The 25,007-nt window shown below is 47.2% G+C and carries 23 protein-coding genes and 2 rRNA genes; 7 read left to right on the top strand and 18 right to left on the bottom strand.

What is annotated here, in order from left to right; all coding sequences use genetic code 11:
* Positions 1-51 precede the first annotated feature (51 nt).
* Positions 52-690, bottom strand: coding sequence for a redox-sensing transcriptional repressor Rex (locus G476_RS0118420; protein WP_026691393.1), 639 nt, complete (start codon positions 688-690; stop codon positions 52-54).
* A gap of 84 nt (positions 691-774) precedes the next feature.
* Positions 775-1,257 carry a cyclic pyranopterin monophosphate synthase MoaC gene (moaC, locus tag G476_RS0118425; protein WP_026691394.1) on the bottom strand — a complete coding sequence of 161 codons (483 nt, stop codon included), beginning with the start codon at positions 1,255-1,257 and terminating at the stop codon, positions 775-777.
* A gap of 343 nt (positions 1,258-1,600) precedes the next feature.
* Between moaC and G476_RS0118430 the strand changes: the two genes are divergently transcribed.
* On the top strand, positions 1,601-2,167 hold the full coding sequence (locus tag G476_RS0118430; RefSeq protein WP_026691395.1) for a hypothetical protein: 567 nt from the start codon (positions 1,601-1,603) through the stop codon (positions 2,165-2,167).
* A 349-nt stretch (positions 2,168-2,516) separates the two neighbouring features.
* Here G476_RS0118430 and G476_RS0118435 read toward each other — a convergent pair whose 3' ends face one another.
* The 3 genes from G476_RS0118435 to G476_RS0118445 all read right to left on the bottom strand — a co-directional run bounded on the left by G476_RS0118435 (position 2,517) and on the right by G476_RS0118445 (position 4,937).
* Positions 2,517-3,257 (bottom strand): amino acid ABC transporter ATP-binding protein, encoded by a 741-nt coding sequence (locus G476_RS0118435; RefSeq protein WP_026691396.1) that lies wholly within the window; start codon positions 3,255-3,257, stop codon positions 2,517-2,519.
* A 15-nt stretch (positions 3,258-3,272) separates the two neighbouring features.
* Positions 3,273-3,974: an amino acid ABC transporter permease gene (locus tag G476_RS0118440; RefSeq protein ID WP_026691397.1), complete on the bottom strand. Its 702-nt coding sequence runs from the start codon at positions 3,972-3,974 to the stop codon at positions 3,273-3,275.
* A gap of 75 nt (positions 3,975-4,049) precedes the next feature.
* Positions 4,050-4,937 carry a transporter substrate-binding domain-containing protein gene (locus G476_RS0118445; protein WP_026691398.1) on the bottom strand — a complete coding sequence of 296 codons (888 nt, stop codon included), beginning with the start codon at positions 4,935-4,937 and terminating at the stop codon, positions 4,050-4,052.
* A gap of 362 nt (positions 4,938-5,299) precedes the next feature.
* On the opposite strand from G476_RS0118445, the gene G476_RS0118455 reads away from it, so the two are divergent.
* Positions 5,300-7,234, top strand: a complete 1,935-nt coding sequence (locus G476_RS0118455) for an ABC-F family ATP-binding cassette domain-containing protein (RefSeq protein WP_026691399.1) — start codon at positions 5,300-5,302, stop codon at positions 7,232-7,234.
* A 394-nt stretch (positions 7,235-7,628) separates the two neighbouring features.
* Positions 7,629-9,293, top strand: coding sequence for an SLC13 family permease (locus G476_RS0118460; protein WP_026691400.1), 1,665 nt, complete (start codon positions 7,629-7,631; stop codon positions 9,291-9,293).
* Positions 9,294-9,340: 47 nt separating this feature from the next.
* Here G476_RS0118460 and G476_RS0118465 read toward each other — a convergent pair whose 3' ends face one another.
* The 8 genes from G476_RS0118465 to G476_RS0118505 all read right to left on the bottom strand — a co-directional run bounded on the left by G476_RS0118465 (position 9,341) and on the right by G476_RS0118505 (position 18,909).
* Positions 9,341-10,834: a flavin monoamine oxidase family protein gene (locus tag G476_RS0118465; protein WP_035187298.1), complete on the bottom strand. Its 1,494-nt coding sequence runs from the start codon at positions 10,832-10,834 to the stop codon at positions 9,341-9,343.
* Between the two features lie 57 nt (positions 10,835-10,891).
* Positions 10,892-13,036 carry a hypothetical protein gene (locus G476_RS0118470; RefSeq protein WP_026691402.1) on the bottom strand — a complete coding sequence of 715 codons (2,145 nt, stop codon included), beginning with the start codon at positions 13,034-13,036 and terminating at the stop codon, positions 10,892-10,894.
* Between the two features lie 701 nt (positions 13,037-13,737).
* Positions 13,738-14,736 (bottom strand): tRNA (adenosine(37)-N6)-threonylcarbamoyltransferase complex transferase subunit TsaD, encoded by a 999-nt coding sequence (tsaD, locus tag G476_RS0118480; protein WP_425387240.1) that lies wholly within the window; start codon positions 14,734-14,736, stop codon positions 13,738-13,740.
* A gap of 17 nt (positions 14,737-14,753) precedes the next feature.
* Complete coding sequence (gene rimI, locus G476_RS0118485) at positions 14,754-15,206, bottom strand: ribosomal protein S18-alanine N-acetyltransferase (protein ID WP_026691405.1); 453 nt, start codon at positions 15,204-15,206, stop codon at positions 14,754-14,756.
* 3 nt (positions 15,207-15,209) lie between these two features.
* Positions 15,210-15,896, bottom strand: a complete 687-nt coding sequence (gene tsaB / locus G476_RS0118490; RefSeq protein ID WP_026691406.1) for a tRNA (adenosine(37)-N6)-threonylcarbamoyltransferase complex dimerization subunit type 1 TsaB — start codon at positions 15,894-15,896, stop codon at positions 15,210-15,212.
* Positions 15,893-16,357, bottom strand: coding sequence for a tRNA (adenosine(37)-N6)-threonylcarbamoyltransferase complex ATPase subunit type 1 TsaE (tsaE, locus tag G476_RS0118495; RefSeq protein WP_026691407.1), 465 nt, complete (start codon positions 16,355-16,357; stop codon positions 15,893-15,895). Before tsaE ends, tsaB begins: the two co-directional genes overlap by 4 nt.
* A gap of 2 nt (positions 16,358-16,359) precedes the next feature.
* Positions 16,360-17,334 carry a thiamine-phosphate kinase gene (thiL, locus tag G476_RS0118500; protein ID WP_035187300.1) on the bottom strand — a complete coding sequence of 325 codons (975 nt, stop codon included), beginning with the start codon at positions 17,332-17,334 and terminating at the stop codon, positions 16,360-16,362.
* Positions 17,335-17,733: 399 nt separating this feature from the next.
* Complete coding sequence (locus G476_RS0118505) at positions 17,734-18,909, bottom strand: trans-sulfuration enzyme family protein (protein ID WP_425387236.1); 1,176 nt, start codon at positions 18,907-18,909, stop codon at positions 17,734-17,736.
* A 265-nt stretch (positions 18,910-19,174) separates the two neighbouring features.
* On the opposite strand from G476_RS0118505, the gene G476_RS22470 reads away from it, so the two are divergent.
* Genes G476_RS22470 through phnE form a run of 3 tightly spaced genes read left to right on the top strand, consistent with a single transcriptional unit; the run spans position 19,175 to position 21,710 of the window.
* Positions 19,175-20,110, top strand: a complete 936-nt coding sequence (locus tag G476_RS22470) for a phosphate/phosphite/phosphonate ABC transporter substrate-binding protein (protein ID WP_051314926.1) — start codon at positions 19,175-19,177, stop codon at positions 20,108-20,110.
* A 24-nt stretch (positions 20,111-20,134) separates the two neighbouring features.
* Positions 20,135-20,923: a phosphonate ABC transporter ATP-binding protein gene (gene phnC / locus G476_RS0118515; RefSeq protein ID WP_026691410.1), complete on the top strand. Its 789-nt coding sequence runs from the start codon at positions 20,135-20,137 to the stop codon at positions 20,921-20,923.
* Positions 20,916-21,710, top strand: a complete 795-nt coding sequence (gene phnE / locus G476_RS0118520; protein ID WP_026691411.1) for a phosphonate ABC transporter, permease protein PhnE — start codon at positions 20,916-20,918, stop codon at positions 21,708-21,710. Before phnC ends, phnE begins: the two co-directional genes overlap by 8 nt.
* Before the next feature lie 114 nt (positions 21,711-21,824).
* Here phnE and G476_RS0118525 read toward each other — a convergent pair whose 3' ends face one another.
* The 3 genes from G476_RS0118525 to G476_RS0118535 form a co-directional block, all read right to left on the bottom strand.
* Complete coding sequence (locus tag G476_RS0118525; RefSeq protein WP_035187302.1) at positions 21,825-22,568, bottom strand: alpha/beta fold hydrolase; 744 nt, start codon at positions 22,566-22,568, stop codon at positions 21,825-21,827.
* Positions 22,558-22,977 carry a hypothetical protein gene (locus G476_RS0118530; protein ID WP_026691413.1) on the bottom strand — a complete coding sequence of 140 codons (420 nt, stop codon included), beginning with the start codon at positions 22,975-22,977 and terminating at the stop codon, positions 22,558-22,560. Before G476_RS0118530 ends, G476_RS0118525 begins: the two co-directional genes overlap by 11 nt.
* Before the next feature lie 156 nt (positions 22,978-23,133).
* Positions 23,134-23,751, bottom strand: coding sequence for a TetR/AcrR family transcriptional regulator (locus G476_RS0118535; RefSeq protein ID WP_026691414.1), 618 nt, complete (start codon positions 23,749-23,751; stop codon positions 23,134-23,136).
* Between the two features lie 202 nt (positions 23,752-23,953).
* Between G476_RS0118535 and G476_RS0118540 the strand changes: the two genes are divergently transcribed.
* Positions 23,954-24,607: a LysE family translocator gene (locus G476_RS0118540; RefSeq protein ID WP_026691415.1), complete on the top strand. Its 654-nt coding sequence runs from the start codon at positions 23,954-23,956 to the stop codon at positions 24,605-24,607.
* A gap of 94 nt (positions 24,608-24,701) precedes the next feature.
* On the opposite strand, the gene rrf is transcribed toward G476_RS0118540, so the two are convergent.
* A 5S ribosomal RNA gene (gene rrf / locus G476_RS0118545) occupies positions 24,702-24,818 on the bottom strand.
* A gap of 95 nt (positions 24,819-24,913) precedes the next feature.
* A 23S ribosomal RNA gene (locus G476_RS0118550) occupies positions 24,914-25,007 on the bottom strand; the annotation flags it as partial.

Here is a 25,007-nt window from a genome sequence, read left to right on the forward strand (position 1 = left end):
CAGTTAGCTAAAAAACCGCCTCTTGCTCATTGGCAAAAGGCGGCTGTTTTTTTACATAGGATAGTGTTTAAGAAAGTAGACGAGCGACTGCAGTTCCACCGATAAATCGATGTGGTGCACGCGCACGTCGTCCGGCACGCTTAGTCTGGCCGGAGTAAAGTTCAAAATCCCTTTGATTCCCGCTTCCACAATATCATCGGCAATGCCTTGCGCTGCGTGGGACGGGACAGTGAGGATCGCCACTTCCACGTTTGGTCCGATTTTTTCTTTGAAGTCGTCCAAATGATAGATGGGAACGTTTCCAATATTTTGGCCAACCTTGTCATGGTCAACATCGAAAGCCATATCAATAACGGTATTGTTGCTTTTGGTAAAGTTATAGTTTAGAAATGCTGTACCCAAGTTCCCCACACCGACTAGCGTGACTCGAGTCACTTCATCTTGATCCAATGTTTTTCTAAAGAAGGTAAGTAAGTAGTTCACGTTGTAGCCGTAGCCTTTTTTACCAAGAGCCCCGAAGTAGGAAAAATCACGTCGGATTGTGGCACTATCCACCTTGACTGCTTCACTTAATTCAGATGAAGACACGCGGTGTTTTCCCGATGCCTGCAAACTCTCTAAAAAACGGTAATACAACGGCAAACGTTTGGCCGTTGCCTGAGGAATCTTCGTTTGATCAATGTTATCCATAAGTTCGCCTCCAACCTTCGCAACTTCTCTCCCTATTCCCTTTTGCGGAAATTGCGTTGATCTCTTTATATTTCGTGATGCGCTCTACTCTTCTCGTCTAAAGTCTCCATTTTTGCCTCCTGTTTTTTCACACAAAAACGTAGGCATGATGACCATTTCTTTTCCAAGGGCTTTGCACATGTCATAGATGGTGAGCGCGGTGGCGCTTGCTGCTGTTAGCGCTTCCATTTCTACTCCTGTACTCCCCTTCGTTTTCACGTGTACCTCAATGAGCAGCTTGTACTCTTCTGTTGTGTCCCAGTCAAACCGGATGTCAACACCGGATAGAGCCAGAGGGTGGCACATGGGAATCCACTGTGACGTGTTTTTCGCAGCCATTACGCCAGCCACTTGTGCAACAGCTAAAACATCGCCTTTTTTCATCGTTCCTTCTCGGATTCCTTCGTAAGTTGCCTGGTTCACAATTACACCCGAGCGGGCCACTGCCGTGCGTACCGTTTCTTTCTTGTCGGAGATATCGACCATTTTCGCTCTGCCTTGCTCATTAAAATGTGTAAATGACCCCATAACAATCTCCTTTCAACCTCTCTTTGTCCATTGTACACCATCAATTCACAATGTGCACAGGAAGAATCAAAACAACCAAAGACAGGGGAAGAATGGGGTCGAAGAATGGGGTCTGCCCCCCGAACAATTGTGTAAATTCATTCCCCCCTATTGAATTACTTCAGATCTATTGTAATACAGCACCTCGAGTCCACCTGTCAACTGAGTTTATGAAATGTTCGGGGGACAGACCCCTGAACTTTAGCAATTAGGAAAGTTACATATATGGTTCCTAATTAAACTGCATAGAACAACCAATCTTTTAATAGGATTAATTAAATCAAACTTTGTTGGAGGTGAGATCATGGGCATAATTATCCCAGGAGGATTAATTCCATTTTCAACAGGTATTATCCTCTCTGGTGCTGCGGTAGTTTCAGCAGCTCCGATTTTAATGGGTTTTGGTAATAATACCGTTGAAGTTATTGACGGTTCTGGAGAATCAACGAGTCCACCAGAAGCAGGTGGTTTTGCTTTTCCAATCCCCTTTGATGGGACCATTCAAAATCTACAAATAAGTGCAGATTTGTTGGTTGCTTCTGTTACTTCGATAAACACTTTGGGTCTCCAATATGATTTCACAGTATTCCGCGCGCCTTCAGTTCCTAATGATGGAATCGATCACAGTTCATCACCTTACCTGACAACCCCGTTAACTAGCTCAGTTAGATTTGGGTTCCCGAATAACGTTATTACTCCTGGTGTCCCTGACGGTTTTCGTACAGCAACGAATATTAGTCTTGATTCATTAGATGTGGCTGAAGGTGATCGTATTGGTATTCGTGTGAGGACGCTTGAGGAGACCGACCCTTCAGCAGCTGATATCACTCAACTCTCGTTTAGTGCTAGTTTATCTTATACCCCTATTTAAAAGGAATTTCCCATTGTAATTGGGGTAGGTACGATTGAAAAGGTAACCGCTCCACCATCTGTAAGTAAGTGAAAAAGCAGCCCCCATGTTAGGGGCACTGTTTCTTTATGTCAATCCAACAAAAGAAGAAACCTGTAAAAGGACCTTCTAAAAGACGGGGGTCTGTCCCCCGAACAATTGTGTAAATGCATGTTCTCCTATTGAATCACTTTAGAGCTGTGGTATTACAGCACTTAGAGTCCACTTGTCAACGGAGTTTATGAAATGTTCGGGGGACAGACCCCCGAACATTTTCGAACATTTATATGAAAAGGAGTCAAAGCTGTATCACCATGCTTTGACTCCTTTTTTATTCTTTGATCAGTTGGAGAAATTCCCTCGTTCTTTTTTCTTTTGGTGAGACCAAAACGTCTTCCGGCTCTCCTTTTTCGACGATATATCCTCCGTCCATAAAGAGGACTTGATTAGAAACTCTCCTTGCGAAATTCATTTCATGTGTCACGATGACCATCGTTTGACCTTCTTTTGCGAGGTCTTCAATAACCCGGAGCACTTCTCCTACTGTTTGAGGATCAAGTGCTGATGTGGGCTCGTCGAAAAGCATCACTTCCGGTTTCATCATTAACGCTCTGGCAATGGCTGCTCGTTGCTGCTGTCCGCCAGATAAGGCATCAGGATATTTGTCTTTATGTTCAAGCATCCCTACCTTTTGGAGGAGTTCTTCTCCTTCAGCCACAAGCTCCTTTTTGTCCCGTCCTTGGACAACAAGAGGGGCTTCGATAATGTTTTCAATGACCGTCTTATGAGGAAACAGATGAAACCCCTGGAACACCATGCCAGAGTAAGCGCGAAGCTCATTTGTATCTTTTTTGGATAGCTTTTTCCCGCCGAAATCGACTGTTTTTTTGCCAATCGTAACCGTTCCTTCTTCAGGTACTTCTAGCAAGTTCAAGCAGCGAAGTAACGTTGTTTTTCCCGACCCTGAAGGCCCTACTAAACAGACGACCTCTCCTTTTTTCACAGTAAAATCAATCGATTTCAGTACGGTGGTGTCGTCATACACCTTCTTTAACTTCTCAACGGTAATCATTACGCTCGCCCTCCTTTACCTCTTCGTTAAATAGCGGTTGTACCTTACTTCCAAACGTTCTTGGAAATATCCGATCACAATACAAACACCCCAGTAAATAAGGGCTGCCGTAATGTACATGGTCATAGAATCAAACGTTTGCCCTGCAACGAGTCGAGCGCTGTACAACAGCTCATGAACAGTAATAACGGAAGCAAGTGAGGTTCCTTTTACGATGTCTAAAAAGATGTTGGTCGTTGGAGGTAACGCAATTCTAGTTGCCTGTGGAATCACAATCCGACGCAACGTTTGCCAATAGGTCATTTGAAGAGAAGCGGCCGATTCCCACTGCCCTCTCGGTACACTCATGATCGCTGACCGAATCACTTCCGCCGAATATGCCGCAAAGTTCATACTAATTCCCACAATCGCAGCCACAATGGCACTGTTAAATTGGATCCCTAAAACGGGAATCCCGTAATAAAGAATAAATAAGAACACAAGGAGTGGCGTGCCTCTCATAAATGAGATATACATGCGAGCAGGCAAGTAAAAATACCATCGTTTCGACATCCGTCCAACGGCTAAAAAGAGACCGAGCACCAAGGAAAAAGCCATGCTGGATAGAGCGATCAGTAACGTAATTTGGAGACCTTGAAGAAGGAGCGGAAGGGAATTCCACGCCAATTCCGGATCAAAAAGATGTTCCCATTGAATCTGTCTAAACCAGTCAATCATTCGTTTCCCTCTTTTCGTACTTATGTAAAAAGATACAAGAGACAAAGAATCTCTTGTACCTTTTTCACCCTGAAATTAGTTTCCGTCCAAGCCGATTATGTCTTCTGTATCAAGTGGTTGTGAAACGTCTGTGCCTAGGTACTGCTCAGACAACTCAGAGATGGTGCCATCTTCGTGAAGTTCGGCAATGGCTCCGTCAACCGCTTCTTTTAAGTCCGTGTTTCCTTGTTTCATAATCATGACGCTTTCCGTTGCGTGGTACTTCACGTGATCCGCAACAACAAGGCGGTCGTCACCGAACTCTTCAAGTGTTCGTTGAAGGACAAGCACGTCGTTTAAGTACGCATCGCGGTTCCCGTTGATCACGTCTCGCAAAACAGCTTCCATTCCACCGTCGTAAGCCGCTCCGTCCGCTCCGATGTTGTTGGCGAACTGTGCATAGTTACTCGTTAGAGAACCAAGGGCTACCGGTACACCTTCAAGGTCTCGAGCTGTTTCAAACCGTTCAGCGTCTTCTGACCGAACCACGATGGATCCGTAGGAGAATTTATATGGATCTGTTAACTCAAAGGTTTCCTGTCTTTCTTCGGTGACGGCGAAATCGTTTGCTGCAAGGTGAATTTGGCCGTTTCTTAAAGCAGGAAGAATACCGTCAAAGTCCATTGTCGTAAACTCCACTTCTACACCAAGTCGCTCTCCAATTTCACGAACAAGCTCCACGTCAAATCCAGTTAGGTCACTTCCATCAAAATAAGTAATCGGAGAATACGTGGCTGATGTCCCTACAACCAACGTGCCGGACTCCTGAATCTCAGCCCATACGCCCCCACCCTCTTCTCCTGCCTCATCAACTTCTGTTTCATTTCCTTCTGCTTCTTCTGCGCTTGCATCTTCATCTACCGATCCACAAGCGGTTAACCCCACCAATGCAGATAAACCTACTAATAATAAAAGTCGTTTCATATTCCCCCACCCTCTCTTTCCTGATAAAACATACCTGTTAAATCGGAATTAAATTCAATGACAAAAATATACCACCGATCCCCCTCACCGTCAATAACAATTTCTCGGTAAAATGTGAAGGAGAATGAAAGGGAATTCGGGGGTCTGTCCCCCGAACAATTGTGTAAATCCATGTCCTCCTATTGAATTACTGTAGACATGTGGTATTACCAAAAGGCACCTAGATCCCACATGTCAACTGGGTTTATGAAATGTTCGGGGGACAGACCCCCGAATTCGTTCGACAGGAGTTGCCTCTTTTTGCGGGGTTCATGTACACTTGAATGAGATAGAAGTGCGTTTATAGTGAGGATGACGAATCGATGATTTTATTGCAGTGTGTACAAGTATCCAAATCATTCGGCGCGGAGCCGATTTTACAAAATGTAAAGCTTGAAGTGCAGAGTGGTCAGCGCGTGGCCTTAGTGGGTCGAAATGGCGCGGGGAAATCCACTTTATTAAAAGTGATCGCTGGTGAATTAACGTATGACAGTGGTGACGTGATCATTCCAAAAGATGTGAATGTGGGCTACCTTGCTCAAAGTAGCGGCCTTGAATCAGATCGCTCCATTTGGGACGAGATGCTCACTGTATTTTCTCACCTGCAAAAAATGGAGAACCGTCTAAGGGACATGGAAGCGGCCATGAGCGATCCTGCCGTTACCGGTCAGGCCGCACAGTACGAGAAGCTTCTTAAAGATTACGATCAGCTTCAGCAAGACTTTAAAGACAAAGGCGGCTACCAGTACGAAGCGGACATCCGCAGTATTTTGTCCGGCCTTCAATTCGCCGACTTTGACTACGCAACGCCAATTAGTTCCTTAAGCGGGGGACAAAAAACACGTTTGGCTCTAGGGAAGCTCCTGTTAACCAAACCGGAACTCCTTATTTTGGACGAGCCTACAAACCACTTGGACATCGAAACGATGACGTGGCTTGAAAACTACTTGAGTGGGTACGCTGGAGCAATTTTGATCGTGTCCCACGACCGCTATTTCCTCGATCGCATCGTCGATCACGTGTACGAAATGTCCTTTCAACAAACGACAAAATACGTGGGCAACTACAGCCACTATTTAGAGGAAAAAGCGAAGCGTCTCGAACTTGAAATGAAGCATTTTGAAAAGCAACAAGGCGAAGTGAAACGCCTCGAAGAATTTGTACAAAAAAACCTGGCTCGGGCATCCACCAGTAAACGAGCCCAAAGTCGTCGAAAACAGCTGGAACGAATGACGATGATGGAACGACCAAAAGATGACGACAAATCGGCTCAGTTTTCGTTCCAAATTGATCGTCAAAGCGGAAACGACGTGATGATGTCGGAGAACCTGGCCGTCGGTTACGAAGGAGAAGCCCTTACTAGAAACATTACCTTAAAGCTTGACCGGGGTGAAAGTGTGGCCCTCCTCGGACCAAATGGGATCGGTAAATCTACATTGTTGAAGACCATTCACCGGATTCTTGAGCCATTGGACGGCTCGATTCGGTTTGGAAGTAACGTGTCAGTTGGATACTACGATCAAGAACAGACAAGGCTCACTACGAACAAGACGGTTCTTCAAGAGCTGTGGGACGAGTACCCGACCACACCGGAAAAAGACATTCGTACCGTGCTCGGAAACTTCCTGTTTAGCGGTGAAGATGTGTTGAAGCATGTTCGCGACTTGAGCGGAGGAGAAAAAGCCCGTCTCGTGTTGGCCAAACTGATGATGCAAAAAGCCAATTTTTTGATACTGGATGAGCCTACAAACCACCTGGACCTCGATAGTAAAGAAGTGCTTGAGAACGCCTTGATCGATTATCCTGGGACGCTTCTTTTCGTATCTCATGACCGGTACTTCGTTAACCGCATGGCTACCCGTGTGGTGGAGCTTGCATCGGACGGGCTCACCAACTACCTCGGAGACTACGACTACTATGCGGCGAAAAAAGCGGAACAACGTGAATGGGACGCTCTAAACGAAGCGAAAGCTCAGGCGAATGGCAACACGCAAGACTCAACGGACAAACAGTCGAAGCAAGACTACGAACGGGACAAAGAAATGAAGAAGCTCGAAAGACAACGACAGCGTAAAATCGAAGCAGCCGAAGTGAAAATCGAGGAAAATGAAGTCGAAATTGCTGAAATTGAAGAAAAAATGGCCGATCCTGCCATTTACCAAGATCACGAAAAGTCTCTCGAGTTAAATACAAGACTAGAAACGCTCCGAGTAGAAAACGAGGAACTCATGGAAGAATGGGAAGCCTTGCAGGAATAGTGCCTAAAAGAAACGCTGAGCCGCTCAGCGTTTCTTTTTCGTTTCGGCGAGAAAGACAGGGGTCTGTCCCCCGAACAATCGTGTAAATTCAAAAATCCCCGTCACACCCCTAAAAAATGTGGTACTATAGCCATTTGTCTCACCTGTCAATACATAAACCGAAAAGTTCGGGGGACAGACCCCTGAACTCTGAACTCCCTGTATTCTTTGCCAAAAACCCGCTTCACCGCTCACTTTCTAGGGAAGATAAAAGATACACCGATCGCTCTGCGACAACGGACCTATTTACCACCCGATCAATTGACTTTATTTTCAGTTTTCTTTACCATTGGAAAACAAGGAAAACGCATTCATTTTACATAAGCAAACACGATTCGACTATTCAAAAGGAGGAATGAGTATGAGCGTATCAACCGTTTCACGCATGTGGTCGCAGATGTGGAAGTGGCACCATCAAGCGATCGAACTCTTAACCTTAAACCCCGGTGGCCGAACAGGCTCAGGATCCGGAGGCAGCGGTGGTGGACAAGCTGCTGAAACTAAGGAAGGCTCAGATCCACAAAAGGAAAAAGAACCTCGCTCCTATGACACGAGACAGCTCGTCGGTCTCATGTTAGGACCGCTTCTCTTCATCGCCACCCTTCTTTTTTTCACTCCCGAAGGACTGTCATGGGAAGCAAGAGCCGTACTTGCATCAACCCTTTGGATTGCAACCTGGTGGATCACGGAAGCCATTCCGATTCCCGCCACCTCCATCATGCCGATCATCCTGTTCCCATTAACCGGGTCTCTAGAGAGCGGCACCGTCGTTTCAGCCTACGGTGACAACACCGTCTTTTTATTCATGGGTGGTTTCGTCTTGGCTCTCGCGCTTGAAAAGTGGGGCGTCCATAAACGGATCGCCATTGCCATCATTAGTGTGATCGGAACGAGCACACCAAAAATCGTCCTCGGCTTCATGGTCGCCACGGGCTTTTTGTCCATGTGGATTTCAAATACAGCAACCGCCATGATGATGGTACCGATCGGAACCGCGATCATCATGCAAGTAAGCAAATCCCTGAAAGAAAAACATAAAGGCGATACGGAAGTGGAGCGGGTCAATTTTAGCCGCGCCTTATTGCTCGGGATCGCCTACTCCGCGTCCATCGGCGGGCTCGGAACACTCATCGGAACACCGCCAAACACGATCTTTGCCGGCGTCGTGAACCAACTTTACGGCATCGATATTTCCTTTGCGATCTGGATGCTGTTCGGTGTACCTCTGTCGATTCTCATGCTCGGACTTGTCTGGTTTTACCTCGTTAAAGTCCAATTTAAAATGAAAATCACACAAATCCCGGGCGGTCGCGAAGTGATTCAAAACGAAAAACGATCACTTGGCAAAGTCCAGCCTGAAGAAAAAATCGTCCTTGCCGTGTTTGTAATCACCGCTTTCTTTTGGATCAGCCGAACGTTCATTTTTGACGGCGTCGAAGCGTTCGAAATCAATGACACGACGATCGCCATTGGAGCAGCCGTGACCTTGTTTTTAATTCCGTCCATCCGTATGCCAGGGCGCATCATGGATTGGGACACAGCGAAGAAGCTTCCTTGGGGCATTCTCCTCCTGTTCGGTGGCGGTCTTGCTATTGCCGCCGGGTTCACGGAGACCGGACTTGCCGAATACATCGGGAATCAGCTCACAGTCCTTGCTGCTGTTAACTTCTTCGTCATCCTGCTTGCTGTAACCGCACTCGTGATTTTCTTAACTGAAATCACGTCCAACACAGCAACAGCGACGATGATGTTCCCAATCATGGCCTCCCTTGCCTTTGCGATCGACGTTCACCCATATGCCTTGATGGTAGCCGCAGCGCTCGCAGCATCTTGTGCGTTCATGCTCCCGGTTGCCACACCGCCAAACGCCGTCGTGTTCGCCTCCACGGACCTCCGTATCGGCGACATGGCCAAAGCCGGTTTTTGGATCAACGTCGCATCGATCTTTATCATCGCCTGTTTCGTTTACTTCTATCTTCCAATCGCTTGGGGCATTGATTTACAATCGTATCCGTTTTAATAACGTGTCAAACAGGTGGCAGGACCAATGTCCGCCACCTGTTTTCTTTAAATAATCCTTTTATTCACTTCTTCAGCCACCCGGACACCTGACTCAATAGCCCCTTCAATCCACGCATGGAGCCTTGATGTATGTTCTCCGGCAAAATGAATCCGCCCTTCCGGTTGTCTGATCACACTTGGCAACTCCCCATGCTGATAAGGCTTAAACATGGAAAAACACCCGGCTGAAAAGGGGTTACTACCCCAGCTCACAGACACTCCGCCAGTGGCGAGCTTTTTCACTTTTTCCCCATGAATATGTGCCACATACGATAATGCCCTGTCAACGCGCTCTTCTTCTTCCATGGCGTCCCACAGATTTGCGTTTTCTCCCCATGCATAACAGGCTTTTAAAATGCCCGGTCCCGGTACGTTTATGTTATGGCTAGGATAATACATAAATTGAAGAGGAAGGTCAGTAATCAGGCTGCCTCCGTATAAAGCGTCGTCCTCCCAGAATTTACGCTTAAACTCAATCCCTACCTTTGTGGCCTGCACATAAACAAGCTCCCGAATCGCCCGTTGTTTAGCAAAGGAAAGAGAGTCATGTGGCCAGATATCCACAAGCCGCAACACAGAAAAGGGAAGTGTGCATACAACTACATCACCAAAATAAACGTGCTGCTCTTTACGTTCATCTTCAGCCGTTACTTGTACGCCTGTATTATCCTGAACGATACGCATTACTGTACGATTCACATGCAAATGATCATTAATATACGGAAGAAACGCTTTCGGTAGCTGGTCATTTCCTCCTTTAATCTGAAAGAAATCTACGTTATCTCCAAAAATCGTACTTGTAATATTTAATAGGATGTCCGTAAAGGAAAGATGGTGAAAACCACCAATCCCAAGCATTGTATTGATTTTATAGGTAGCAATGTCTGATAACGATTCCCCCAGTGGATTTTCACGCAGAAAGCCATCCTTTGTAAAACGGGCAAACCGGGCTAGTAGCCGTCCCCGCTCGTTCTTTGTCCCTGCAACATATTGCTCTGCGAATTCGGCTACTGCCTGCCTTAAAAGGTTTACTGCCGTTAATCCTCTCTCCTTTTCATCCACAGGAAAAGCGAGCAAATCAGGATTGTCCTCGTACATGAACCTCCTCACAAGCTTTCCATTCATATAGATCAAATCATTGTCTGTCGCATTCACAAAGGGGATGACAGGAAGATGAAACTTCTGCACATACGTCATCGTCAACTGGTGATGACTTGGAATCCTCATAGCCCCACCTTCAAAGTGATCGCCGTTTCGGAACGGTTTGCGGAGAGTATGAACCCTTCCTCCCACCCGAGAATTTCCTTCAAGGAGTATGACCGAATGTCCCGCCTCTTTTAAAAGGGAGGCTGAAACAAGCCCCGCCATGCCAGCTCCGAGAACAATGATCCGCTTCTTTTTTGCTGGCTGCGGTAGACCCCTCTTTATCATTTCAACATGTTCCTGTTCCGGTTCGGCATGGACTTTCGTTAAAACAGACAACCCTCTCACTGGCTTCATCCCTTTTTACTTCCTATAGTAATAAAAGAGATTCCAATATATGTTAGTCCAAATCAGCTAATTTTTTTCCTTCCCATCCTCCAAAAGCCACGCATAGCTCGCACAAAGGGTCACAAACATGCTCGTCGCTGCTGCTACAATACCTGAGTCGTTTAAAAAAAGAAGCGCGAGTGATGCGATGATACACCCTTGTATCATAATGTTTCGCTCGTGAGACCACGCTTTCTTTTTTCCTCTCCATATGTAAATGCCGATCAAGACGTACGTCGTTACAAACAGCTGCGTCCAGTGGGAGATTTTAAAGATCTTCCAGTTCATCTCGAGCTTTCTCAGGATAATGTTTCCGATCCCGTTAACGTCTCCTTGAAAGAGGAGGTTAAACGCCGAGTGGATGTGGCTTGCGGGCTGGTTGAGCTGAAGAACGTATAACACACCAAGTAAAGCCAACCCTCCCACCGGTATGAACAACAGGAGCTTTTTCCAATTTAGAAAACCTAAGAACAACTTATACACAATAAAACCGATCATCACGCCTGTAGCGAGAGAGGCTCCCGCATTGGCCCCTAAGGACGATGTAGCTAAAAAAAGTAGCATCGCCGTGAGGACGAAAAACAATGTGGCATGTTGGAGGATTCGCTTTTTTTGCCCGCCTGTAAAAAATGGTGCGAGCATAAGCCAGCCGCTCACGATGTATACGCCGGCGAATTCGTTGCCGAGGCCGTAGTATCTTGCTCCGATGATCGGGTCGTAGCCGAGAAAGGATTGTTTGATCAAGGTGGCGTTGTTCAGTAAGTCCCACGTGGTGATGGCAAAAAATAAGCCGCATATGGTGCTTACCGGGTACTTGGCTACTTTGTCCACAAGGATGGCGCCTACCCCTGTCGCCCCGATCAACATGACCACGTAAAAGACGGTGGACAAGTGAGGGATTAGGGGACCGGTGAGTAAAAAGAGGAGCGGCGAGCTGACGGCGCTGATCAGGACAAGGCGCGCCACTTTGCGCCATAGAGACGCTTCTTTTTTTATCCACAGAACGGCGCTCACTGCAAGCAGAATCACCACGAGAACGGTAATGTACCCGGAAAGAACGGGCCCTCGCTTGGAAAACACGGCAGTCATTGCTTTGTGTTGGTTCAAAAATGCGGCTGGGTTAGCCGTCCCGGTCTGAAAAGTGACAGGATGACCGATCCAGTCATCCCCTTCGTCCATTCCAAAAAAGCCGAGCCAGGTTGGAACGAGGTCAACGCTTGCCATCAGGCCGTCTCGCCTTGTTGTCGGTGAGTGCCATGTAAAGACTTGGCTCCGGTCTTTTTTCCACACCCACAAAGGGGCGAGTTGGTCGCTTTTATCAAGAGCGCGGTCATTCACGGCCGGCGAAAGAAGCCATACTTCCTTGTTGGTCGTGGTGAGCGTCTTAGCTATCAGCCCTTCAAGTCTCGTCAACGTTTCTTTGTACGAGCTGGCAAAGTGATTGTCGGTCATGTTCGAACGGTCGTGATAAAGCCTGTGGAGATCTCCCCACTCGAGGACGAACACACTGTTCTTTTCTGTGGATGCGTCCATCTCTTCCACAATGGTAGTGGTGTCTTGGTAAACGCCGGACGGCTTGCTCGTGTCGACGGTGATTCCCCCTGGGGTGTAGTTATCCACACTCGCCGTTTCATCGATTACGAGAAGAGACCCGTAGCGCTGACTGTCCGTTCGGGTGTCGCTGTTTCCCGCCACATGTCTCGTGATGCCTGCTTTTTGAAGTCGGGTGCCGAAACGACCGATCTGTGCTCCCCGCAAGCTAGTGGCAGTTTTTTTCTCGAGTTGAGGAAAGGACGGATGATAAAGAGGAGCCGGCTCGCTTGTTCCAGTCCACTGCGTGACGAGGTCCCTCGCTCGCACCCCGTCCACAATCTCATCTTCAAAAAAGGCATTCCAGCCGAGAACTCCGGAGGCCCGCTCTCCAGCGCCCATGGTCACAGCGTGGTTTAAATATGAATAATTCCCTTCCCCTTTTACGTTGACGGCTCCAAGTCCTCCTGTTTTCCACAGGGTTTCCTCATGACCGTGATCAATGAGCCAAGAGATGTCATCGAAGGAGAGGCCGGGGACCAATACGATGAGGAGCTCTTGATCCTTTTCTTCTCCCAAAGTGATTGTGGGTAAACTGAATAGAAACACGATAATAAGAATGGCGATTTTGTACTTTTTCACATGACTCTCTCCTGAATACAGATAATTTTCTGAACTATCCACACTATCCACACACTTATCAACAGTAAATGTGTAGTATTTCCGCTATTTTTTTAGGTTATTCACAATAAGGGAGACTTATCCCCAAAAATAGTTGTAAACAGGACCACCATTGCCGTTCACGCTTTTGAGCCACTTTTCCACATTATCCACAGGTTGTACACAGATTGTTATTAACACGAACATCCATTCGTTTTATCCACACCCCCCTGTGTAAACTGTGAATAACCCTAAAAAGTCAATAGGAAATTATATCTTTATGTTCCCCAATTCACAGAGGGTCAGACCCTCTGTGAGCTATTTCACATAAATGTTTGTGAGTGTAGTGAAAATTTCTCGGCGCGACAACTTTATGATGAATAGTTAGGCACCTATGATGAATTTCGTAGAGTTTATAATGAATTTACGAGTATTTATAATGAATTTTGCCGTTTTATAATGAATCCGCCAGCACTTATGATGAATCCTCGACCTATTATAATCAATCCACCCGCCGCTCCACCACAACACCTCCCCCCTCAAAACATAAAAGAACCAGAAAGACGCTCCCACGCCTTCCTGGTCCACACATTCTCCAGTGCCAGGCACTATGCTCAACACTGAACACGGTGCCTGACCCCATGTGAAACGCCAAACACAGTGCCTCGCACCCACAAACACTTCTATCTCTCCAGCTCCAAGCCTGGCTGTGCGTTCAACCGGTCATCGGCAAACTGACCTTTTTCATACATGACGCTACCCGCCGCTGCGATCATCGCCGCGTTGTCCGTACATAGAGCGAGCGGTGGAATCGTCATCTTCAAGCCGCGCTCCTCGCACACTTCAGAAATTCGGGCACGTAACCCTTTGTTCGCAGCCACACCACCTGCCAGCACAAGGCGCTCCACGCCATGCTTCTCAACCGCACGCATCGTTTTCGTCACAAGCACATCAATCACACTCGCCTGAAAGCTCGCGGCAATCGTCTCCTCTGGGATCTCTTCACCACGCTGCTTCGCGTTATGAAGCGTAGTGATCACCGAACTCTTCAACCCACTGAAGCTAAAGTCAAACGAATCCGCTTCAAGCCACGCACGAGGCAACTCGATCGACGCCTCGCCCTCATGAGCCAAGCGGTCCATGTGTGGACCACCCGGATACGGAAGTCCAATCGTCCGCGCCACTTTATCGTACGCCTCACCTACCGCGTCATCTCGCGTCTCGCCCAAGATTTCATACTTCCCGTGCTCATCCATCAACACAAGCTCCGTGTGCCCGCCAGACACCACCAGCGACAGCAACGGAAACGTGAGTTCCTCGACCAAATGGTTCGCATAAATGTGACCGGCAATATGATGCACACCAATCAACGGCTTGCCCTTCGCAAATGCCAACGCTTTCGCCGCATTTACGCCGACTAAAAGCGCCCCGACTAGTCCCGGACCTTCCGTCACCGCAACCGCGTCAACATCGTCCATCGTCACCTCAGCCTCACGAAGGGCTTGTTCGATAATATAAGTGACTTGTTCCACGTGATGGCGCGACGCAATCTCAGGCACCACACCGCCAAACCGCTTGTGACTCTCGATTTGCGACGACACCACGTTACTCAATATCTCTCGACCGCCTCGCACAACCGATGCACTCGTCTCATCACAGCTCGTCTCGATTCCCAGTATCATTAATTCTTCATTGATTTTCATTCCATCATCACCCACATAATCTGCGCATCCTCTTGGTTATCCGTATAATAGTTCTTCCGGATCCCCCCGCGCTCAAATCCAAGCTTCTCGTACATGTTTTGCGCCGCTTCATTACTGACCCGCACTTCAAGGGTCAGCTTTTTCGCACCAAACGTTCGAGCCAGCTCCAAGCTCCCCGTCATCAGCGCCTCACCAATGCCTTTACGCCTGTACGTCGGGTCCACCGCAATGTTTGTAATGTGAGCCTCATCAATAATCACCCACACCCCGCAATACCCGATGACTCGCTCCCTCGCTTCCGCCACCAAATAATAAGCAAACTGGTTCGTCTTCAGCTCGTTTACAAAGGCACTACGGCTCCATGGCGTCGGAAAACACATCTCCTCCACCGCCAGCACACCGTCCACATCGTCCAATTCCATCAACCGAATTTGAATCTCCTCGTTCATCTCTTACTCCCGTTCTTTCTGAGCCTCGAGCCACTTCGACTCCGCCTCGGCCATACGCAAGTAATTCGGCGCAAACAAATGAACCGCCTCACCCGGCTCTTTTTTCATCCCGGCAAACGCAATCGCCGACGGCCGCCCCAAATGGTCCGCAGGATTGATAGCAGCATCCGCCCCCACCAACTCCTTGTGTTTCAAGAGATCCGGACTCAAGAACAACACCGGCTCCTCTTTTTCCCGCACGTATGTAACCCATTCTTCGTGCAAAATAAGGCGATCCTCATCCACCCTCTCGACCTCGCCACCGCGACTACGGTAGAGCCCTGTGAACACTTGGCCTCTCCGCGCGTCGATGAATGGACTAATCAGGCCGTCAAAATAGCGCCCATTCGCCGCAAGGGCTTCTAAGCTCGATACACCAACAACTGGAATTCCGAGGGCCCACGCCATCGTTTTCCCAGTCGTCACGCCGATGCGAACACCTGTGTACGATCCAGGCCCTTCCGCTACCGCAATTCGGTCGAGCTCTTCTGGCTTCATATCCGCTTCTTCCATCACCATGCGAATCGCCGGCATCAGACGAATCGAATGATTTTTCTTTACATGAGTGACCATCTCCCCTGCCACTTGACCGTCGCGAAGAACCGCAACACCCATCACATACGTCGATGTATCAATAGCTAACACGTTCATCGTTTCAAAAACTCCTTGCAAAGTGTAATATACCGCGCTCCATGAGGCTCAAACCGGATACGCCGACTCGTTTCATCGAGATGAAAAATCGAGATCGCAAGCTTCTCTTGTGGCAGCTCCTCTTTAATCATGCTCGGCCACTCCACAACAGACACTCCGTCACCATCAAAATACTCCTCAAGCCCCATATCTTCACCGCCCTCTTCTAAACGGTACACATCCATATGATAAAGAGGCAGCTCAGTCCCTTTGTACTCTTTAATAATCGTAAACGTCGGACTGTTCACCGTACGTTTGACACCTAGTCCTTTGGCAAGCCCTTTTGTAAAGCTCGTCTTCCCGGCCCCGAGATCTCCTTCAAGGGTAATTAAATCCCCCGGCTCCAAGTGCTTCGCCAACGCTTCCGCCAACTGGCTCGTCTCTTCTGGGGAAGCCGACGTTACTTCGTAATATTCATTCATATTCAATCACCTTTATTAAAATGGTTATAGCCTCTTTTATGAAGAACGGAACGCTCGTTTTCCTTCACAAGATAGACTTCTGCTTTTCCTTTAATGACGCGTCCTACACGAATGAGCGAGAGCCCTTTTTCATGAAACGTACGCTCAAGCTTGGCAAACGTCTCTTCTCCCGCCGTACCAATCAGCTGAAAGTCTTCCCCGCCATACAGCGTCCACTTCTCGATACGATCCTCACCCTCTCCTTGTAGCTCATGAGGAATGCTCAACCAATCAATCTCCATGGTCACGCCACTTGCTTCTGCAATTTCGTTCGCCTCGCTAGCAAGGCCGTCACTAATGTCGTTTAGCGCTACTCGCTCACGGGCTTTTGCAAGAACCCTCCCCGCTCCCACTTGAGGGCGCGGCATTTGATGAGCACTGGCAAAAATATCGGGGCAACGGTGGCCTTCAAGTAAATAATGAAGCCCCGCTGCAGAACTTCCCACCGGACCGGTTACAAACACCACGTCTCCAGGCTTGGCATTGGAACGAAGCAACCGAACCCCCTTTTCCACACGGCCCATCACGGTCACGGACACCACGAGCTTGTCGTTCGTCCCGTTCGTGTCCCCACCGATCAAATCCATGCCGTATTCATCAGCTAATTCGGTCATCCCACGGTAGATCTCCTTCAACTCCTCCTCGCTCCAGCTTCCGCTTTTCGGAATTGAGATGGACACGAGATAGTATGTAGGCCTACCACCCATGGCGGCTATGTCACTCACGTTAACAGCGAGAGCCTTATAGCCAATGTGAAACGGCTTCATCGTTTCTTTCGTAAAATGCATATCTTCTACAAGGGTATCCACCGTCGCAATCTCATGAAAGCCCTCTTCGCTGTCGTATAGAGCGGCGTCGTCCCCAATGCCTGCCACAACCGTCGGCTGATGGTGCCCTTTCGGCTGGATCGAACGGATAAACGAAAACTCATCTTTCATGCAAATCACCGACCCTCTTAGATTCTCTCTTACTAGAATCCCCTTCTCTACGGCTTATAAACTGTTCTTATTATAGCAAAGTTACGTGTGTTAAGGAATGAGGGGAGTGGATTCGCAAATGAAAGCTCCTTTTAAAAAAGGCTTTCAAGATCCTAACTCAACTAAAGGAAGAGCCAACTCGACTAATCGTCATGCTAAATCGACTAAAGCAGATTCTAACTCGACTAAGACTAATGGCCAAACTAACTCGACTAAATCGCCCCGCTCCACGTCTCCACCTCACTCCTCCCCCAAAACCCAAACCCATTCCACAAAAAAGACCCTTCGTCCGACAAAAAACGAAGGGCCTTCCCGTTTTAAACAAACGTTTATTTGAAATGAAATCTGTGTCGGAACCCGTTACTTCTTGGATTTTTCCAAAGCACGATCAAACACAGCTTTAATGTCTTCTGCGTCTTCAATCCCTACACTAATGCGCACCATCGAGCCAGTCACACCAAGACGATCTCTCGTCTCTTTTGGTACTGGGCGGTGAGAGGTCCCTACTGGATAAGTAACGGATGTCTCCACTCCCGCGAGTGTAGGAACGACTTTTACCCAGTCCAAACTTCTGAAGAATGCGTACACATCGTAGTTTTCCCCAAGATCAATCGTCACGATTGCCCCGTGCCCGCGCTCAGACACAAATTCCGGGTAGTACACGCGACCAAGACTTCCTTTCTCACTCAAATGATCGGCCAGCTTTTTGGCGTTGGCACTTTGACGCTCCATACGAAGGCTTAATGTCTTCAAGCCCCTGCATCCAAGCCAGCCGTCAAACGGACCGAGGTTCGCACCGAGGTGAACGATCTTACTCTTCGCTTTCTTTACAAGAGCCTCGCTTCCAACAACGACACCAGCAGAAACGTCACTGTGTCCCCCGATATATTTGGTCGCACTGTGAGCCACAAGATCCGCACCGGCTTCGTAAGGTCTTACGAGATAAGGAGTCGGGAACGTGTTATCGACCATCGTTTTTAGCTCGTGACGCTTCGCCAACTCCACCACGCTTTTAATGTCTTCCACTCGAAGAAGGGGGTTCGTAACGGACTCTGTATACAACAAAACCGTATTGTCTTTGATTGCTTTTTCCACTTCGCTCAAGTCTTCAAAATTGGCAAAGGACACTTCGATGCCAAAGTCCTTCAGCTCATGGGCGAACAATTGATATGTACCACCATACAAGTCTTCTGTAGCAATCACGTGATCGCCCGCTTTCGCAACGGCTAGGATACCGCCCATGATTGCAGATATACCAGAAGCCGATGCCACACCGGCCGGCGCTCCTTCAAGATCGGCTACTCCCTTTCCAAGGTCATCGGTGTTCGGATTTCCCACCCGTGTATACATGTATCCTTTTTTCCCTTCGAAAAAAGCTTCCATATCGTCAAGATCCGTAAATGAAAAGGCAGACGTTTGGTAGATTGGCTTCGTTTTACTAACCTCCGCCCCATCCATCTTCTCCTGAAAGTGTACGTTCTTTGTATGAAATTTCATCATGATTGCCCCTTTCTCGTTGACAGTCTTTTCTATCATTTTACCTGAACACCTACACTCTCACAATGAAAGGGGCTTTTACAATTCATTCATAAATAAACGAGATTGTGATGTAACAAATATAAATCAATACTCAACAAAACTCATCTATCTTAGAGATTCATAAAAGTCAGAAAGCTGGCGAATTCATACGTTGTTCATAAAATTTATTTATTTTTTACCTGTTCTTCATTATGACTTAATTTTCGACACGTAAAGTATGCAGTGTGTTAAACGAACATGACATTATCGAGGAGGAGAGAGAATGAAACAGTTTGGGAAGAAGTTATCTATTTTTGCATTAGGGTTAGGGTTACTTGCCGCTTGCGGTTCAGAGGATACAGAAACAGAGGAACAAAGTGCACAGGCTGGTACTGACGAAAACTCCGCCGAAGAAGAAACAAGCGACCGTGAAGGGTGGCCTGAAAAACTGCGCTTTGCAGACACAGGTGTTGAAGGAATGGAAGAATTACAACGTGAGTTCGGTCCTTTTAAAGACGTATTAGAAGATGTGCTCGATATCGAAGTGGAATTCTTCGCTGTAACAGACCGCATTATTGGGGCCACTGCCCTTGAATACGATCAAGTGGACATGATGCTTGCCGGTCCATCTGAATATGTACAAATCAACTCTGTTGTACCAGACTCTTATCCGATCGTTGGTATTGAGCGTTCAGAATATCATGCAGCAATAATCGTTCACGAAGATGACGATATTCATTCTTTAGATGACTTAGTTGGAAAAGATATCGCGATGAAAGATGCTGGATCCACAAGTGGGCACATCGGACCAAGCTCGATCCTAATAGAAGAAGGATACGATCTCGACCGTGATTTCAACATCCAATTACTAGATAACGCACGTATTGAAGCTTTCAAAAACCGTGACGTTGATGTACTAGCTACTGGAATTAAAGATTACTATCAAATGGTTGAAGAAGATGGCGAAGGTAAATACCGCTTGCTTCACGAAGGTCCTCCACTACCAAATGACACTTTCATTGCTAGTCCGGAGCTTCCCGAAGACTTTGTAGAAGAGGTACGTCGATTGCTTCTTGAAAACCAAGAGGAAATTCTTGAAAGCATCCTTGTAACTGGTGAAAACGATAAGTATATTGAAGCGAAATTTGTAGAAGCTGCGGACTCTGATTATGATCCAATGCGCCGTGCTTACGAGACGCTCGGTTTAACGATTGAATAGTATTTGTATTGGAGGCCGTTTTACATGAACTCAATTACCGTCAATGAAGTCACAAAGACGTTCCCTGACGGCACCACCGCATTAACAAACGTATCGTTCACAGTAAATCCAGGTGAAGGGGTTGTGCTCCTCGGCCATAATGGCTCAGGAAAATCCACCCTGTTCAAATGTATATCCGGTTTTGAGAAGCCGACTACTGGTGAAATCAAATACGGAGATCACGATATTACGACTCTTTCAAAGCGGAAGTTTCGTCCTTTACGTAAAAAAGTAGGAATGGTTTTTCAAGACTTCCACCTCATCTATAACCTTTCTGTATTTCAAAACGTATTGTTCGGTGCCATGGGAAATTCAAAAACGTTTGTACAAACACTTGCCTTTTGTGCATCCGATGACATGAGAATGAAGGCAATGGAGTGTCTAGACCGGGTGGGACTTGCCCATTTGGCTAAAAGACGCGCCGATCAACTTTCAGGTGGTCAACAACAACGTGTGGCCATCGCCCGTATGCTCATGCAAGATCCAGAAATTGTTTTGGCAGATGAACCAATTGCAAGCCTTGATCCTCGCGCTGGACGTGAAGTCATGGAACTATTGTGGGAGATTGTACGTGAACGTAAATTAACTGTTGTTTGCATCCTCCACCAAACTGAGATTGCTCTTGAATACGGCGAACGTTTTATCGGTCTTCATTCCGGAAAACTCGTGATGGACCAAATAAAAGGACAAGTATCAAAAGAAGAACTAACTACTCTATACAATAAAGAGAGCACGTTTGAATCTTTCCAAAAAGCAGGTGCTACACATGAGTAACTTAAGACAGCAAATGCCTCCAAGGTTCAAAATGCCTTCTCTTGGGACGATCTTACTCATCATTGCTTTTGTCTCACTATTCTATCTAGGTTTACGACACGCTGACGTAACGTTTGATAGACTCACATCAGGCATTGGAAACATGTTTCATTTTGTAAGTTCTGCATTCCCACCTGATCCAAGTCGAATCTCATCCATATCAAGTGCTATGTATGAAACCTTTCAGATTGCTCTTGTGGGAACAGCCATTGGAGTAGTATTAAGCTTACCCATTGCCGTTTTGGCATCACGAAACACCTCTCCAAATAACTTCATACGAGTAGCAACCCGCGGTATGGTCTCCACTATGCGAACAATTCCCGATTTAATTTGGGCCCTCATTTTTGTAATTTCTGTAGGTTTGGGAGCATTCGCCGGTATTTTGACCATTATTGTTGACACAATCGGGTTCTGTGCTCGCTTTTTTTCTGAAAGAATTGAGGAAGTGGACAAAGGACCTTCGCAAGCCCTTGAGTCAACCGGTTCATCAAGGCTTGGAGTAATCAGTGGATCTGTACTTCCATTAGGATTTGCCTCTTTTGTCGGAACAGGCTTATACGCTTTTGAAAAATCCATTCGAGCTGCTGTTGTGCTCGGACTTGTAGGTGCAGGTGGAATTGGAGTGGAGCTCTCCACCGCCTTTACTCTAAGGCGATTTGACGAAGCACTCATGATTATTATCTTAATTCTTGTAGTTGTAATTGCTGTTGAACAACTATCATCGACCATTCGTAAAAAAATCATCTAAACGTGAGGCCACTGAAAAAGTACAACCCAACTTTTTCAGTGCCTTTATTTAAATAAGATTGGATCCCCCTCCAATAGATAAAAGAAGCGGCCCCTCAAAGGAAGCCGCTTCTTCTTATTCTCCGATCCAACGTACGATTTCTTCCGTTACTATGTCTTGCTGCTCTTGAGGCGTAAGAGGACTCTCCAAGTCTCCCCGCTGAGGGCCGTACCAACCGAAATTGGCATGGTTCCCCTCTTCAATTTCCACATAAACAGCATCATCCGGCAGACGCTCGTCGCGCTCTTTAATATCCTCAGGCGTCGACACCCCGTCCAAGCCCCCGTAGATTGAAAGCACAGAAACACCTACATCCGTTAAGTCATTCCCCGGATAGGAAGCCAAAAAGATCATGCCCTCCACACTGTCAGGATGATTCGCTACGTAAAACGCCCCCATCGCTCCACCAAGAGAATGCCCGGCCACGTACCACCGATCCACACCCGGAAACTTCTCCATCACATCTCCAGCTCGGTTTCGATTAAAGATCGCCAAATCCAAAGGCATCCTCGGAACATAAACGAACAAGCCCTCCTCATTCAAACGATGCGCCAAGTAGCTGTACGCCTTGTAATTCACCCTTGCCCCCGGGTACAGAACAATACCCGTCACTTCCTCACCAGTACCAAAGGCAAGCCCCGTATTTGAATCACGGTCCACCTCTTCTTGAACATAATTCGTCGCCTGGCTCTCGGCACTATACCCATTGCTCGCCCAAATAAGAACGAACGTAATTCCCGCAAAAACCAAGAACCCAAACGCGAGAATCAAATAAAACATAACCTTTTTCCATTTTCTTTTCTTATTCTTAGTCGTCATCCTTCTCAATCAACTCCGGCTCGCCACCAGGTAAGGAAAGAAACGAAAAGTTCTCATCACTAAACAACTCCCAGCCTTCCTGATAGCCACTATCATGAAACAAATCTAGCACATATCCACCACTAAATGCTACCCTCAACATGTAGCAGTCATCCAACCACTCCACGCGCTGAACCATTTTATCCCGAAGCGCCTCATCGAGAACACCGCGATTAAAGTCCCTGCGACCTACGTGTAAAAAATCCGTCTGTCCAAGAACAATCTTCTTATCTTTAAATAAACGCCACGGACACTCCACCGACAAGCCCCCATGGGATAATTGTATCAACAAAGGGTGAGGCACATTCTTTTCAATCTCTTGCACAACCATTCCTTCAAAAAAAGCAAGCTTCTCACTGGCAACATTCATGAACAGATATCCTCCTCTGTAGCCTCGCTACCGATTAAAAACCACTATTTTCATAAGCTACTATTCTTTTTATAGTATATAACTTATCAAGTGATAAGTATAGACCACAAAAGGGATACCTACCCTTTGTTAAGAAGGCTGTGAAAAAGGTAAAGGTCAACCTTTCCCAGCGCCTTCTTTTGTCAAACCATTTAGCAACACTTCCAAAATAAACGACGCACGCTTTCTCGCCAAAAGCTCACTACCTTCCTCCGACACTTCCTGCCTGGATGGAACCGACTGGCTGATCATATTCACCAATACACACACATACTTTTCAGCCGACGCATCAAATTGCTCAGGATCACGAATCACACCACTTTGGATCCCCCGCTCGAAAATCTCCACAAGGGGCAAACAATAAGCCTCATTCCACCACTGATGAATCTTCTCCCGAAACTCCTCACTCATCTCGCTGCGAATATCTTTTACCATCTGTCCCATGTTCTCCGGCGAATGACCCAAAATATAATACGTCACCTGAAACAAACACTCACGGACATCCTCATACTCCTTCGCCAAACGCGTAATCGCCTCTCTCGTTCGCCTCAAGTCCGTCCGTAACACCTCAAGATAAATCGCCTCTTTATTCGGAAAATGATGATACAAAGCAGGCTGCGTCAATCCACAAATATCCGCAATCCGCCTCGTCGACACCGCCCGATACCCATGCTCCATAAACAACACATGAGCCGTCTCTATAATTCGTTTCTGCGTCTCACCCTTTGCACTCATACAAAAAACCCCTAATCCCGACTTCGTCCTCTTCTACACGTAATCGTATGTCCAAACCCCCAACCTGTCAACTACCTTTTTAGGCTAAAAAACACGATCCTCAACTCTCCCCCAAAACCCCAACAACCGCATTTATCCCTAACCCCACACAGCAAAGTGGTATAGTAAAAAGAACAAGGCTCGCAAAAAAGGAGGCACTCCCATGCTTTATACCTATTTCACCTATATATTACTCGGACTCGCCCTCACGCTCCCCGTAGGCCCCGTTACTATTCAAATGCTTCGCCAAGGCCTAAGCGGAGGCTTCTGGCACTCATGGTTTGTAGGTATGGGCGGCATGACCGTAGACCTCCTTCTCGTCTTCCTGTTCTACTTTGGTCTTTCAACCTACATCCTAGACGTTCCCTACCTGCAACCAGTCATGTGGTTCATCGGCTTTCTCTTCCTTATCTATCTAGGAATTCAAAGCATCAAAGATTCTACAACCACATTAGACTTCACCCAAGGACACAAAAAAAAGAAGCCTTCCCTAACAAAAGCTTACGGCTCCGGCTTCGTCATCGCCCTCACCCCAGGCTACATCATGTTCTGGCTAGGCATCTTAGGCACCTTGCTCGCATCCTCCTTAACCGACGCCAAAGGCTCACTCTCGTTTCTATTAGTAGCCGGCGGCATCGTCACAGGCATCTTGATTCACGATATCCTATTTTCATGGATTGTCAGCTACAGCCGAAAACTACTAAAACCCATAGCGATCCAATACATCTCCGTCGGTGCCGGCCTCATCCTCATCGCCTTCGGCCTCTACTTCGGATATGAATGTATTCAATCCTTTAGAGGAGAGCTCGCTCTATAACTGACTAATGGAGACTAAAGTAAGTGCTAACTCGACTAAAGCCACAGCCACACAAAAAAGCACCCACCAAAAGGTGAATGCTTTTTCTCATGTTGCCTAGCGACGTCCTACTCTCACAGGGGGAGAGCCCCCAACTACCATCGGCGCTGAAGAGCTTAACTTCCGTGTTCGGCATGGGAACGGGTGTGACCTCTTCGCTATCGCCACTAGACAAATATGAAGTTAGAGAGATATTCTCTCAAAACTAGATAACAGCTTCGACACTCTTCACAGAGTTTCGTTAGAAGACTAAACAAACATCAATTTTTGGATAAGCCCTCGATCGATTAGTATCTCTCAGCTCCACGCGTTGCCACGCTTCCACATGAGACCTATCAACCTCATCGTCTCTGAGGGATCT

This window comes from Alteribacter aurantiacus DSM 18675 (assembly GCF_000429705.1).
GTDB classification, from domain to species: Bacteria; Bacillota; Bacilli; order Bacillales; family Salisediminibacteriaceae; genus Alteribacter; species Alteribacter aurantiacus.